This is a genomic window from Vibrio sp. SCSIO 43086 (assembly GCF_051132235.1).
Taxonomy (GTDB): Bacteria; Pseudomonadota; Gammaproteobacteria; order Enterobacterales; family Vibrionaceae; genus Vibrio; species Vibrio diabolicus.
This window is the reverse complement of the sequence record NZ_CP072678.1, coordinates 164015-177103: the sequence shown is the minus strand read 5'-3', so window position 1 is coordinate 177103 and position 13089 is coordinate 164015. Positions and strand designations below refer to the sequence as shown.

Below are 13089 nucleotides of genomic sequence, written 5' to 3'. Positions count from 1 at the left end.
AGGAGAATTGACTTTAATATTCAACACTGTAGTTCAGTGTGAATGTGCGACCTCTTCCTTTGTAGTCGTAAGCTGCTGCATCGTAGTGTGCCGCGTAAAGAATCTGCGCACGTTGACCCCAAGCGGTTGTGTAGTCTTCGTCAAATAGGTTTTGAATACCAAAGCCTAACTGCCCAACAGGTAGTGTTACATTACCCAGAAGATCAAACGTGGTGTAGCCCTCCAACTTATTGTTGGCGTCATCTTCGTAATCAAACATCGTCTGACTTTGTAGACGAATCGAGTACGAATCTTGGTAGTATGCAGCCCATGCATTAGCCTTAGACGTACTGGCTTTACCTGCGCTCAAATCTTCCCATTTACCATCGGTTTTCAGCTCAGAAACTACGTAGTGTCCTGATGCCCCTAACAGGATATCGCGGGTCACCCAGTAATTGATGTTTGCTTCTGCACCGTAAACACGCTGCTCGTCGTCAACATTCGTAATCAACAACGTTTTTCTATCATACTTGATGGAGTTGTCTGAAAGCGAGTAATAGCCTGCCGCCTGAAGCGCAAGAGAGTTGGTATCAAGACGGTAACCGATCTCATAGCTGTCCGTTTTAATACCTGACATTTTTGAGTCAGACACATTAATGCTGTTGTTCAACGCATAATGACCGTTTGCATCCACAGCATCATAGCTGCCTTGACCATAGTACTTCGCAGGGTCAGCAAGTTCGAAACCTTGGGAGAAGTTTGCCCAAAGTTGAGATTCATCATTAAGCTGATAAATGGTGCCCAAATTAAACAGACTTACAGAGTAGTCGGTGCTGCCACCTGGTACCGCATCCGCTGACACCCCCTTACCCGAGGCAATCTTCTTTTGTACGCTATAGGCAACAAAGTCATCAATCTTATTGTCCATGTATTGATAGCGGTAACCTGCTTGAACGGACCAATCTTGATTAATTTGATAGTCACCTTGAACAAACATTGCGTAAGACGTTACATCTACACCTGGGTAACGACCAACTTCGGCGTACGTTTTATTAATCAAGTTTCCAGAGTTGTTTGCAATGCTTGGATCGAATAGAGCTTGATTGCTCTCAAAACGGTCTAAATACGTATCAACACCATAAACAAGATTGAATGATTCCCAGTTTTTTGCCAGTGCCAAACGTCCAGCAAAAACCTCTGTCTTTTGCTGAGAAGCACCTTGGTAATAAGGAGTAAACGTTTGGTCTTCACTTCGGTAAGACAACTCGCCAATCAGTTGATGGCCGAATACGCTGTCGTGAGCGTAGTTCGCACTTAAGAGAACTCGCTCTGTACCGTGTTCACGATCGGAATCGAATCCCTCTCGTACATCAACAAATTTATTGTTAACAATGTACAAGCCGTATGGCGAATCTTGCTGGCTGTCATAGTATTGTGCGAGAAGGTTTAACTTGCTGGCATCGGAGATTTGAATCTCTGTCGATCCCATCACATCAAGCGTCGAGTTGTATTGCAGAGAACCTTGGGAAATATCTGGCGTGACAATGTCGCCATTTGCGTCAAATGCACCTTGTGTCTCGGTGTACACAACCGAACCCCTAGCGGCAATTCGCTCATTACCACCTGAGATAGACTGCGCTAGTTTATAATCAAAGTCATCGCTGCTGTTAAAACCTGTAGTGCCACTCACGTAGGATTCAAACGACAAATCATCCGAGTAAGCTTTCTTGGTGATAATGTTAATAACACCACCAGTAGCGCCTGCACCATAAATGGAAGTTGCACCAGATAGTACTTCAATTCGCTCGATGTTGAATGGGTCAATCGCATCAAGCTGACGACTAATTGGGCGAGAAGACTGCAGTGAGACACCATCAATCATCACCAACATCGCTCTGCCACGCAGGTTCTGGCCGTAGTTAGTTCGACCACCCGTACCAACGTCTAACGAAGGAATGGTCGCAGAAAGAATGTCACCAAGTGTCTTACCCGCGCGATATTGTTGGGCAATTTCCTCTTGCCCTACAAACCAAACCGTTCCTGGAATATCAGAGATCGATTTCGGCATCACACTGCCCACGACCACCATTTGTTCATCACTTGGTGTTGATGTTTGTTGAAGTTCTTCCGCAGCTATTGAGCTAACTGCGTATCCACTGCTCATCGCAAGTACGATGAGATTAAGAGAAAACGTCCTTTTTATCATTGTATTTATCTTTTTGTTGTCAACAAGAGCATGCAATGATACTTATTCTCACTCTCAAATCGAGCACTGTTACATAAGTTAACCAAATGTTAATTAGGATTATGCTTGCTCATAAGCTGTCGATTTTTTTCTAAACGAGGACAATCTTCACAAAGCTTTCTGCCTTCACACTTATAGACTAAACAACAGCTTTTTCTGACCAATTTTAGCGGCTGATCCAGTGACGTCTCATAAAGTGAATGACTATTGTTGGCATCTAAACCCAATGCCTGTAACCACAAGATGGCATGCTCACGTAATGTTGTGTTGGTCATTTGCGGAAAACGCTGTTGAAGACGAATCAAACAAGCCATGATCCCATCCGACATCAATTGATGAGTGAAGCCTGGGCGAATGCGCGTCCATTGACTCATTTCTTGTTGGTAGAAATCGAACAACTCTCGAATTTGACGTCCGGCCTCTTTTATTAATTCTTCTGGCTTACCATGTATATGTGTTTCGTCAGCGAATCGATATCCAGACACAAAACAAGGCTTGAGGTGCTGCGCCATCTCACGAATGTTTGGCAACGTGTGGAAACCGTAGATAGAAATGAACGCAACATAAACAGGCTGCCAACACAACAAATCCCACGTTCTCGTCAACCAATACGCTTTTCCCGCTTCCGGATGAGCCTCAGACAACTGTTGGTAAAGGCCTTGAATGATCGGATTTATATCATTTTCGATATGAATAACTTCTTGCCCTATTTCGCCAATATCACCGTGAAGGTAAGGCGTAATCTCACTCGAAGTTTGAAATAGTTGCGGGAAAAATTGCTCAGACATGATGGTTTATTGTTGGTGTAGTCATTCTGACACCTTTATACCCAAGCACTAATCGCAATGCAAACTATTATCCTTTGTGTTCACATAACAAAAGCCTATTCTCATCTGTGGTCTCTGCCTCTATTTTCAAGCTCTTTGCGCCCGTAAGGTCTGGTTACGTATGCGATGAATAGCAACAAACTCTTAAACCTCTTCGCATTTAGCGCTGACATGATCGCAAAAATACACAGCATAAAAACACCCTGATAAAACTGTGTTAACAGTTTCCCTGTGTAGCGTGAGTTATTGCCAATAATTGAATATTGCTGTTTCTTATCCAAAGGAGTGTGAACAACATGAAGTATTTTCTTTCTGAATATCGGGACAATGTAATTAAGTAATTTGGCTATATAGCCCCCTGTTTTGAATAAGGAAATCCACATGTTGTATCTTGAGTTTCTATTTTTGCTCGTGATGCTGTATATCGGCTCACGTTATGGTGGTATAGGCCTTGGGGTCGTATCTGGTATTGGTTTGGTGATTGAAGTCTTCATCTTTAAGATGCCGCCAACCTCCCCTCCTGTCACCGTTATGTTGATCATCCTAGCAGTGGTAACATGTGCATCCATTCTTGAAGCGGCTGGTGGTTTGAAATACATGCTGCAAGTTGCCGAACGTGTGCTTCGTAAAAACCCAAAACGCGTCACCCTGATCGCTCCTTTTGTTACTTACTTTATGACCTTCTTGCTCGGTACAGGTCACGCGGTTTACTCCATCATGCCAATCATTGGCGACGTTGCACTGAAAAACGGCATTCGTCCGGAACGTCCAATGGCAGCCGCTTCCGTCGCTTCGCAAATCGCGATTACGGCCTCTCCAATTTCAGCGGCAGTGGTTTACTACTTGGCACAACTCTCTGATATTCAGCACGAGATCACTCTGCTTTCTATTTTGCTCGTTACTGTTCCAGCGACGCTATTCGGTACGTTGCTGATGTCACTTTACAGCCTAAAACGCGGTAAAGAACTGGAAGATGATGAAGAATACCAAGAGCGTTTAAAAGATCCGGTGTGGCGTGACAAGATCCTCAACACCACTGCAACATCTCTTGATGAAGTGCTACCAACAAGTGCTCGTAACTCTGTGTTGCTGTTCATCGCGTCTATCTTGGTTATCGTCGTTATCGCGATGTGGCCGGACATTCGTACCATCGTAGATGGCGCGAAACCAATCAGCATGGCCGTTGTGATTCAAATGATGATGCTCTGCTTCGGCGGTATCATTTTGCTTGCAACCAAAACTGATCCACGTGACGTACCAAACGGCGTAGTATTCAAATCAGGTATGGTGGCTGCCATTGCTATCTTCGGTATCGCTTGGATGTCAGATACTTACTTCCAATACGCAATGCCTCAGTTCAAATCTGGCATCGTTGAGATGGTAACCAACTACCCTTGGACGTTCGCGCTTGCGTTGTTCATTGTGTCGGTTGTAGTGAATTCTCAAGCAGCGACTGCACGTATGATGTTGCCTGTCGGTCTTGGCTTGGGTCTGGATCCTGCACTGCTTATCGGCCTAATGCCTGCGGTATACGGTTACTTCTTTATTCCGAACTACCCTTCAGATATCGCGACAGTGAACTTCGATACGTCAGGTACCACTAAGATTGGTAAGTGGTACTTCAACCACTCATTTATGTCGGTAGGTTTGATTGGTGTGATTGGTGCTTGCTGTCTGGGCTACTTGTTAGGACAAATGATCATTCCTTCATAATTAGCCAAATCAACAATAAATTAGAGGCGAGTCATTGTACGTTAGCGTACAGCCTGAATGACTCGCCTTTTCTTTGTCACGTTAGTTATTACAGTAAGAAGTCATCATCAATCGCGACAAAGTTATCGGCACAATCAATCAGAGTTTGGGATGTTAGCTTAGGCACACCATAAACGGTCACCGTTTTATTGAAGCGCTGCTGAATTCGTTCCACTAGCAGACTAAAGTCCCCATCTCCAGAAACGAGAATCACTTCCTCAACTTCAGGGGCAATTTCAATCGCATCAAGAGTAATACCGACATCCCAGTCGCCTTTCGAGCTGCCGTCACGACGCTGAATATAGGGTTTAAGCATTACCTCGAACCCAACACCGCGTAAAATGTGATGAAACTGACGCTGTTTTGGATCGTTACTCGCGATGGCATAAGCACGAGCACTCACCACCTCTTTCCCTTGCGTCGCAACATACCAAAACTGGTTGTAATCAAAATTACTGCGATACGCTTCGCGACAGGTGTAATACACATTCTGTACATCAACCAAAATGGCGATCTTTTGTTTTCTTTCTGAATTCATCTTTTCTACGCTTGATTTATTTGCTGCCTACCCTAAGTCAGTTTTGGTAAAAGCACAATGAGCCAATTCCACTAAACTTAACGTATAAACGGTATTTGGGTTTCTAGGGGAACTGTCATGGGCGGAAAGTTACTAGTGATACTACTTTCTTGTATCTTGTCATCGACAGCATTCGGTTATCCAGCACATTCAAAGTACTGGCCACATCGGAGTGTGCTTTACTTCGCTCCAGAAAACGATGAATACGTTAAACAATTCTTACTAGAAACACTCATGAATGAGTGTGAGTTGGAAGACAGAGATGTGGTCACATTAGTCATTACAGAACAAGGCTATACGTCTCCAGCTTGGCTCAAAGAAGAATTTGATTTGAAAATGCTTGCCAAGCTGTATGAAATTGAAAAAGGTTCACATACCGCAATTTTACTTGGTAAAGATGGCCAAGAGAAATACCGATGGGGCGCAGAAACGGATTGGCCATTTATCAACAACTTGATTGATCAAATGCCAATGCGTAAGCAAGAAATGCAGAGACGTCATAGCCCCTGCAAAATCTAACCATTAGACGAACTTATTTTCTAAACCAGTCTAGTTTGTTGTGCAACTGAGTCACGCTGCCAACGACGATCAATGCTGGACTGATCGCCTTCTCAGCCATTTCAGAAAGTTCGTTCAATTTTCCTTGGAACACGCGCTGCTCTGGGCGGGTACCGTTTTCAATAATTGCGCATGACATCTCAGGATCTAATCCATGAGTGATCAGCTTATCCATGATATGACCGCTTTGCTTCAAACCCATGTAGAACACAAGTGTGTTGTTGGATTGCGCTAACGAATGCCACTCAATTTCTCGACCGTCTTTTTGCACGTGACCCGTAATAAATTGAACACTTTGCGCGTGGTCACGATGCGTTAATGGAATACCCGCGTAAGCTGTTGCACCCGCCGCCGCGGTGATCCCCGGCACCACTTCGTATTTGATGCCATATTCTGCAAGCTCTTCTAACTCTTCACCGCCGCGTCCAAAGATGAAAGAATCACCACCTTTTAGGCGCACAACGCGTTTACCTTCTTGTGCTTTTTGTACCAAGATTTGGTTAATTTGATCTTGAGGTACACAGTGAAAGTCCAGTTTCTTGCCTACATAGATCATCTCAGCAGATGCGTGAGCCAGTTTAAGAATGTCTTTCGACACCAATCGGTCATACACCACAACTTCAGCCGCTTGAATGGCTCTCAAACCTTTGACCGTCAGCAAGTCTGGATCGCCCGGACCTGCACCAACTAAAGAAACAAAGCCGTTGTTTAAAGATGAGTTCGCAGTAGTCATATCAACGCCTATCGGAAATTTGGATATAAAGAGTAACACTCACGTTATTAACTTAAGGTTCAAACTACCCCAAGGAGTTATTACTTTTTATAGCTAAATCAATACAATATCTATTGAAAGTTAAATGAGTTGAATAGCCCCACCCGCAAAAGATAGGGCCATATAAAGCGGTTTATTTTGCGATTGCAGGTTCTGCTTTTACTTCTTCTTCAACTACGCAGATAGAAGGCGCTGTTTTCGCATGAGTTAGATACAGTGGCAGACAAGTCATTACGAGACCACCAACGATGTTACCTAAGATGGTTGGGATAAGGTTGAAGTTCAACCAAGTCGCGATACCAAAATCCGCACCTAGAATCATACCCAGTGGGAATAGGAACATGTTTACCACGGTGTGCTCAAATACGAGTGCGAAGAAGATGAAGATTGGGAACCACATCATCGCTACACGACCAGATACTGAACGTGCCGTCATGTTGCCGATCACGCCTAGGCACACCATTAGGTTACAAAAGATAGCGCGTACAAAACACGTGATCCATCCGTCTATGCCCATGTTTTCGAAACCAAGGCTACGGGCAGTCGATACAGCGACAAACTTCTTCGCTACCGCGTTGAGCTCTAGAGAGAAGTTACCGGTTAGAGAGATTGCCACTAGGTAAGCCACAATTAGAGAACCAATCAGGTTACCCAAACCTACCAATCCCCAGCAACGGAAAATACGACCCCAAGTGATACCCGGACGGTTAGCAAACTTAGCCAAAGGAGCAAGACCAAAAACACCTGTGACAAGGTCGTAACCCATCACACTGAGAATCACAAAGCCCACAGGGAAAACAAGCGCCCCCACAAGGCCAATGCCCGTTTGTACAATCGCGGTAATAGCAACCACCACCGCAAGAGACAGAATAACGCCTGCCATCGTGCCGCGAAGCAGAAGATCTCGTGTGCTGGTATTAATTTTCGCTTCACCCACGTTGATCATGGTTTGCACGAATTCAGCAGGTTTAAAGTCTGTAGACATGAATGTGTCCTTATTCAAAATTGAAAGTTAAAAAGTTAAAGATTGAATAGAGAAAGGCTTCCCGTTGACACCCACTGCTGTCGACATCATCTCGCTTCCCTGTTCCCCAAAAATGACGCTTGGAAAGCCTTTGTCTATTGAATCTAAGTACTCGGTGCACTCCCTCCCCTTAAGGAGGAGGGAATGCAAACCAAGCTTATGCAGAAATTTCTACTTCACCGTTGGTTACACGCGCTTTGTACGCTTTCACGTTAAAACGCTCGTCTTCCATGCACGCACCTGTTGTCAGGTTAAAGCGTTGCTTTTTAAGTGGGCTTGCTACCCAAAGTTCGCCTTGGTGCTCACAAATCAAACCGCGAGAAAGCACGTTTGATTGGAAGAATGGGTCTTTGTTGCTGATGGCAAACACTTCTTCCGCTTCTGTTGGGCGAAATACCGCAACTTGCTGACCATTAACCAAAGCACAAACGCCAGTGCCCGGTACGATGTCGCTGATTTGGCAAATCTTTTCAAATGACATGTTCAACCTTCCCTTATGCTTCAGTGATCGCTACGTGTAGGATGTCGCCTTTCGCTTCAGGATGTTTCTCCGTGAAGGTCGCTGGGCGGTGCTGTTCGCGCTCTTGAACAAACACAACGTTGTCATCGCGCTTGTCAGAGTTGATGAAGTGTGCGAAACGAGTCAGTTGTGATTCGTCATTGATGGTCGCCGTCCACTCACACTCGTACTCGTCTACAAGCTTCGCTACGTCTGCTTCTAATTGAGCGTTGATGCCAAGTTTGTCTTCAACAATCACTTCGCGTAGGTAGTCAACACCACCTTCCATGTTTTCCATCCAAACTGATGTGCGTTGTAGTGGCGCAGCAGTACGGATGTAGAACATCATGAAGCGGTCGATGTACTTGATTAGCGTTTCTTTATCTAGATCGCTTGCTAGTAGGTCTGCGTGACGAGGTTTCATACCACCGTTACCACATACGTACATGTTCCAGCCTGCGTCAGTCGCGATGATGCCAAGGTCTTTACCTTGTGCTTCCGCACACTCACGAGTACAGCCAGAAACACCAAACTTCATCTTATGAGGTGTACGAATGCCTTTGTAACGGTTCTCGATGTAAGAACCTAAACCAACAGAATCTTGAACGCCGTAACGACACCACGTTGAGCCAACACAGGTCTTCGCCATACGAAGTGCTTTTGCGTATGCTTGACCTGTTTCGAAACCAGCGTCGATAAGCTTACGCCAGATCTCTGGAAGATCGTCTTTTTGAGCACCAAACAGACCAATACGCTGAGCACCGGTTACTTTGGTGTATAGATTGTATTCAGCAGCAACGTTCGCTAGCGCACCCAGTGCTTGAGGCGTTACTTCACCACCCGCCATACGTGGGATCACAGAGTAAGTACCGTCTTTTTGGATGTTACCTAGGAAGTTATCGTTCGTGTCGTGCAGCTTAACCAGTTGTGGCTTAAGAATGTGCTCACCCCAGCAAGACGCCAAAATAGAGCCCACAAGTGGTTTACATACTTCACAGCCGTAACCTTTACCGTATTTCTCCAGAAGCTCATCAAACGTTTTGATCTCTTCAATACGGATTAGGTGGAACAGCTCTTGGCGCGAGTAAGCAAAGTGCTCACACACGTCGTTTTTCACTTCGATACCAGATTTAGCAAGCTCGGCGTTGAGTACTGAAGTCACTAGAGGAATACAGCCACCACAGCCTGTACCTGCGCCAGTCACTGCTTTGATGTCACCCAATGTGTGGTGACCATCAGCAACCGCTTGAGCGATCTTGCCTTTGGTTACGTCGAAACATGAACAGATCACTGCGCTTTCTGGTAGTGCATCCGCACCGAGTGCTGGTTTCTCAGCACCTGCGTGTGCAGGAAGGATCAACGCATCTGGGTGTTCTGGTAGGTCGATTTCGTTCAACATTAGTTGAAGCAGATCGCCGTAATCAGACGTGTCACCTACTAGTACTGCACCTAGCAGCTTCTTGTTGTCTTCAGAAACGATAAGACGTTTGTAAACTTCTTGCTCTTCGTTTTGGTAAACGTAACTCTTACAACCTTCAGTGCGACCGTTCGCATCACCGATAGAACCTACTTTCACGCCCAACAATTTCAGCTTCGCAGACATGTCAGCGCCTTCGAATTTGCTTTCTGTGTTACCTAGTAGGTGATCAACAGCAACCGTCGCCATCTTGTAACCCGGAGCAACAAGACCGTAGAACATGTCGTTCCAAGACGCACACTCACCAATCGCGTAGATGTTCTCATCAGAAGTCTGGCAGTGGTCGTTGATGGCAACACCACCACGAGGGCCAACTTCTAGCTCCATTTGACGAGCTAGTTTGTCTTGTGGACGAATACCTGCAGAGAATACGATGAAGTCTGTTTCTAGCTCTGAGCCGTCAGCAAAACGCATAACATTGCGTGCGTTTGTGCCTTCTGCCGCAATCTCAAGCGTATTTTTGCTAGTGTGAACGTTCACGCCCATGCGCTCGATTTTTTGACGAAGTTGGTTACCACCAGCTAGATCAAGTTGCTCAGCCATTAGCTTTGGTGCGAACTCAACAACGTGCGTTTCTACACCTAGTGCTTTCAATGCGCCTGCCGCTTCAAGACCTAGCAGACCACCACCGATAACCACGCCTGATTTGCTGTTTTTCGCACACGCTTCAATCGCTTTTAGATCTTCGATCGTGCGGTAAACAAAACAGTCTTTGCTTTCATGACCTTTGATAGGCGGGACAAATGGGAATGAGCCTGTAGCAAGAATCAGCTTGTCGTATTGAACTTCACGGCCAGTGCTTGAGTAAACAATGCGGTTTTCACGGTTAATGTTAATCGCACGTTCACCGATCAACATATTGATGCCGTGTTTCTCGTAGAAGCCTTCTTTCACTAAAGAAAGTTCATCTGCAGTGTGGTGAGAAAAGTAAGAGGAAAGGTGCACACGGTCGTATGCGACACGAGGTTCTTCACAGAAAACGGTAATCTCCATATTAGAGATATCAGCTTTCTCGACTAAGTCTTCAATATAACGGTGCCCTACCATACCGTTACCGATGACTACTAGCTTCAACTTGCTCATTATAATTCCTAAGGGTTAGGTTCTTATCACTGAGCTCATTGTTAATTGTGAAAGAAAATTAATACATGATGTAAATCAATTACAATTTCAAACTACCCTAAAGGGGTAGATGAACGTTTTTATCTTGATATTGAAGAATAAAAGGTAATTTATTAACGGATGTTGGTAGTTTTTACAAAATGAGATAACCGCAGTCATGCTCACAAAGGGCTATACAGTTTTGGCTTTTACAGAATGGCAATGATTGTCGAGTTAAACCACGCTAACGATAAACCCTGCTTTGTTTAAAAACAAAGCATTCGTTTTAACCTAGCCGTTTCAAGGCTATTAAAGGTGAACAACTGAAGTGACTGAAAGTTTTAGAAAAATCAAGTCTCACAACAAAAATCTTTTACTAGCTAAGTCGCACTATAAAGACTAGAATCTGATTTAGTTCATATGGAATAAAATCCATATGATTGATACCGTAATTGACATATAGAGTGCCGTCCCATGTTTGTGAGGCGGCCTTTTATTTGGGAGTCATAAAATGTCAGAAAACAATTCTATCTACATTTCAAGCTTAGATATGAACCGAATCACGGCTTTGTTGGATAAAATGCCAAACATCGCGGCGGAGCTTGTTGAGCTAGAAGCAGAGCTAGACCGTGCGACGGTTCTTGAGCCAGAACAAATGCCAGATAATGTGGTCACGATGAACTCAACTGTAGAGTTTAAATTTGCAGGTGAAGATAGAACCATGACAAAGACACTGGTTTACCCATCTGAGCTGAAAAGCAGTGATGATATTTCCATTTTTGCGCCCGTAGGCAGCGCACTGATCGGTTTGTCTGTTGGTCAAAAACTTGAATGGCCAATGCCAAATAATCAAGTGAAGACAATTGAAATTGTCGATATCACCTACCAGCCTGAGCGTTGTGGTGCACTAAACCGCTAACCCTCAGTAGTCCCGGTGCAAAGGCCTCATTTATGACTTTGCACCAGGAGAGCCCCTCGCTTATCCCCTATTTCCCTCTTTGTTTTTCCAAGCATTTACTTTGCTGCTCTTAAGTAACATCACCGATTCTTTATTATTTACCGCATATTCAATACTTATATCTCCAAGCTCAATCATAGAAATTGCAAAGTATTTTTCGTATATTGTCGCTCCGAAAACGACGTAAATTATGCGCAAAATGGAAGAATATCTAACTCGAATTGCCTGCTTAGAAAAAGAAAATGAAGAGCTGAAGCGGAAGAATGCGCGACTACAAGAAAAGTTGAATGCTGCACTCGACAGTAATGGACTGTGTTTGTGGGAGCAGCATATTCCTTCAGGTACTTTGACGATATTCAATATGCAGTGGGGCAAAATGCTAGGTTATCAGCCCCATGAGTTAACCGCGACGGTTGAAACGTGGAAAAACAATCTCCACCCTGAAGATTATGATCTTGCGGTGGGTGCATTTGAAGATCACCTAGCTGGCAAAACCGACCTTTATGAGGTAGTTCATCGCATGATTCATAAAGACGGCAGTGATAGTTGGGTCTACGATCGAGGGCGCATCGTCGAGTATGGTTCTGATGGCGAACCACTACGCATGATGGGCACTCATATCGATATTACAAAAGAAAAGCGATATGAGCAGCAACTGGCTAAGTTAGCTTCGAGTGATCCATTGACCGGACTGTTAAATAGAAAAGCAATTGAGGAAAACTTTAATCATCAACCTCAAACCAAGCCGTCTCAGCAGTCTGCCTTAGTGTTTGTTGATATAGATAATTTTAAAGCAGTTAACGACCAGCTAGGCCATCATACTGGTGATACTCTCCTCATTAATATCGCCAATAGCTTAACAGAGCTTGCGCCAAGCAAGTCTCAAGTCGGACGCATAGGAGGAGATGAGTTTGTCGTTTTAAGCTCTTATTCAAATCAAGAAGAAATATCTCAACTTTGTGATCGACTCTTAAGTTCCATCATTCCTGCGATAAATCAGGACTTAAATAAAGTAACGATTGGAATGAGCATCGGTGTTTGTCTATTTGATAAAGGAAAACAACAGTTTAATGAAGTTTATCAAAAAGCCGATCATGCAATGTATGAGATAAAGAAAAATGGCAAAAATGGCGTTGCCTATATCCAGATATAATAAGTCTCTTGTTTTTTGAAATTAATATTTCTTTAATTTGACAATTTTCTCTACGGAATTGATAGCGTCTTATTTTTAATAAGTCATTTATATAGGAAACAAAAGAAATAACAAACAATTAAGAGTGTTGCATACTACACGGTGTAATATTATTACTGTCTTTGTAA

General features: G+C 44.1%; 11 protein-coding genes. 4 read left to right on the top strand and 7 right to left on the bottom strand.

All coding sequences use genetic code 11. The annotated features are described in order from the left end of the window. Positions 1-13 precede the first annotated feature (13 nt). Together J8Z23_RS17045 and J8Z23_RS17040 are read right to left on the bottom strand one after the other, a co-directional pair. Entirely contained in the window at positions 14-2185 is a 2172-nt protein-coding gene (locus J8Z23_RS17045) for a TonB-dependent receptor (RefSeq protein WP_258459933.1), read from the bottom strand. A gap of 89 nt (positions 2186-2274) precedes the next feature. Continuing rightward, positions 2275-3012, bottom strand: coding sequence for a siderophore ferric iron reductase (locus J8Z23_RS17040; protein ID WP_164665658.1), 738 nt, complete (start codon positions 3010-3012; stop codon positions 2275-2277). A 420-nt stretch (positions 3013-3432) separates the two neighbouring features. Here J8Z23_RS17040 and J8Z23_RS17035 point away from each other — a divergent pair, with 420 nt between their 5' ends. Next, positions 3433-4764 carry an anaerobic C4-dicarboxylate transporter gene (locus J8Z23_RS17035; RefSeq protein ID WP_301606502.1) on the top strand — a complete coding sequence of 444 codons (1332 nt, stop codon included), beginning with the start codon at positions 3433-3435 and terminating at the stop codon, positions 4762-4764. An 88-nt stretch (positions 4765-4852) separates the two neighbouring features. Here J8Z23_RS17035 and J8Z23_RS17030 read toward each other — a convergent pair whose 3' ends face one another. Then, positions 4853-5341 (bottom strand): NYN domain-containing protein, encoded by a 489-nt coding sequence (locus J8Z23_RS17030; protein ID WP_005394594.1) that lies wholly within the window; start codon positions 5339-5341, stop codon positions 4853-4855. 117 nt (positions 5342-5458) lie between these two features. Here J8Z23_RS17030 and J8Z23_RS17025 point away from each other — a divergent pair, with 117 nt between their 5' ends. Further along, on the top strand, positions 5459-5899 hold the full coding sequence (locus J8Z23_RS17025) for a DUF4174 domain-containing protein (protein ID WP_012842228.1): 441 nt from the start codon (positions 5459-5461) through the stop codon (positions 5897-5899). 13 nt (positions 5900-5912) lie between these two features. On the opposite strand, the gene cobA is transcribed toward J8Z23_RS17025, so the two are convergent. The 4 genes from cobA to nirB form a co-directional block, all read right to left on the bottom strand. Then, the gene (gene cobA / locus J8Z23_RS17020) at positions 5913-6671 is read right to left on the bottom strand and encodes a uroporphyrinogen-III C-methyltransferase (RefSeq protein WP_434635590.1); all 759 of its coding nucleotides are present in this window, start codon (positions 6669-6671) and stop codon (positions 5913-5915) included. Between the two features lie 172 nt (positions 6672-6843). Next, on the bottom strand, positions 6844-7695 hold the full coding sequence (locus J8Z23_RS17015) for a formate/nitrite transporter family protein (RefSeq protein ID WP_301616168.1): 852 nt from the start codon (positions 7693-7695) through the stop codon (positions 6844-6846). 196 nt (positions 7696-7891) lie between these two features. Further along, positions 7892-8215: a nitrite reductase small subunit NirD gene (gene nirD, locus J8Z23_RS17010; protein WP_434635589.1), complete on the bottom strand. Its 324-nt coding sequence runs from the start codon at positions 8213-8215 to the stop codon at positions 7892-7894. Between the two features lie 13 nt (positions 8216-8228). Beyond that, positions 8229-10793 carry a nitrite reductase large subunit NirB gene (gene nirB / locus J8Z23_RS17005; RefSeq protein ID WP_256966025.1) on the bottom strand — a complete coding sequence of 855 codons (2565 nt, stop codon included), beginning with the start codon at positions 10791-10793 and terminating at the stop codon, positions 8229-8231. Between the two features lie 529 nt (positions 10794-11322). On the opposite strand from nirB, the gene rnk reads away from it, so the two are divergent. Further along, entirely contained in the window at positions 11323-11730 is a 408-nt protein-coding gene (gene rnk / locus J8Z23_RS17000) for a nucleoside diphosphate kinase regulator (RefSeq protein WP_005394604.1), read from the top strand. A gap of 238 nt (positions 11731-11968) precedes the next feature. Then, positions 11969-12922: a GGDEF domain-containing protein gene (locus J8Z23_RS16995; protein WP_046875474.1), complete on the top strand. Its 954-nt coding sequence runs from the start codon at positions 11969-11971 to the stop codon at positions 12920-12922. The last annotated feature ends 167 nt before the right edge of the window (positions 12923-13089 follow it).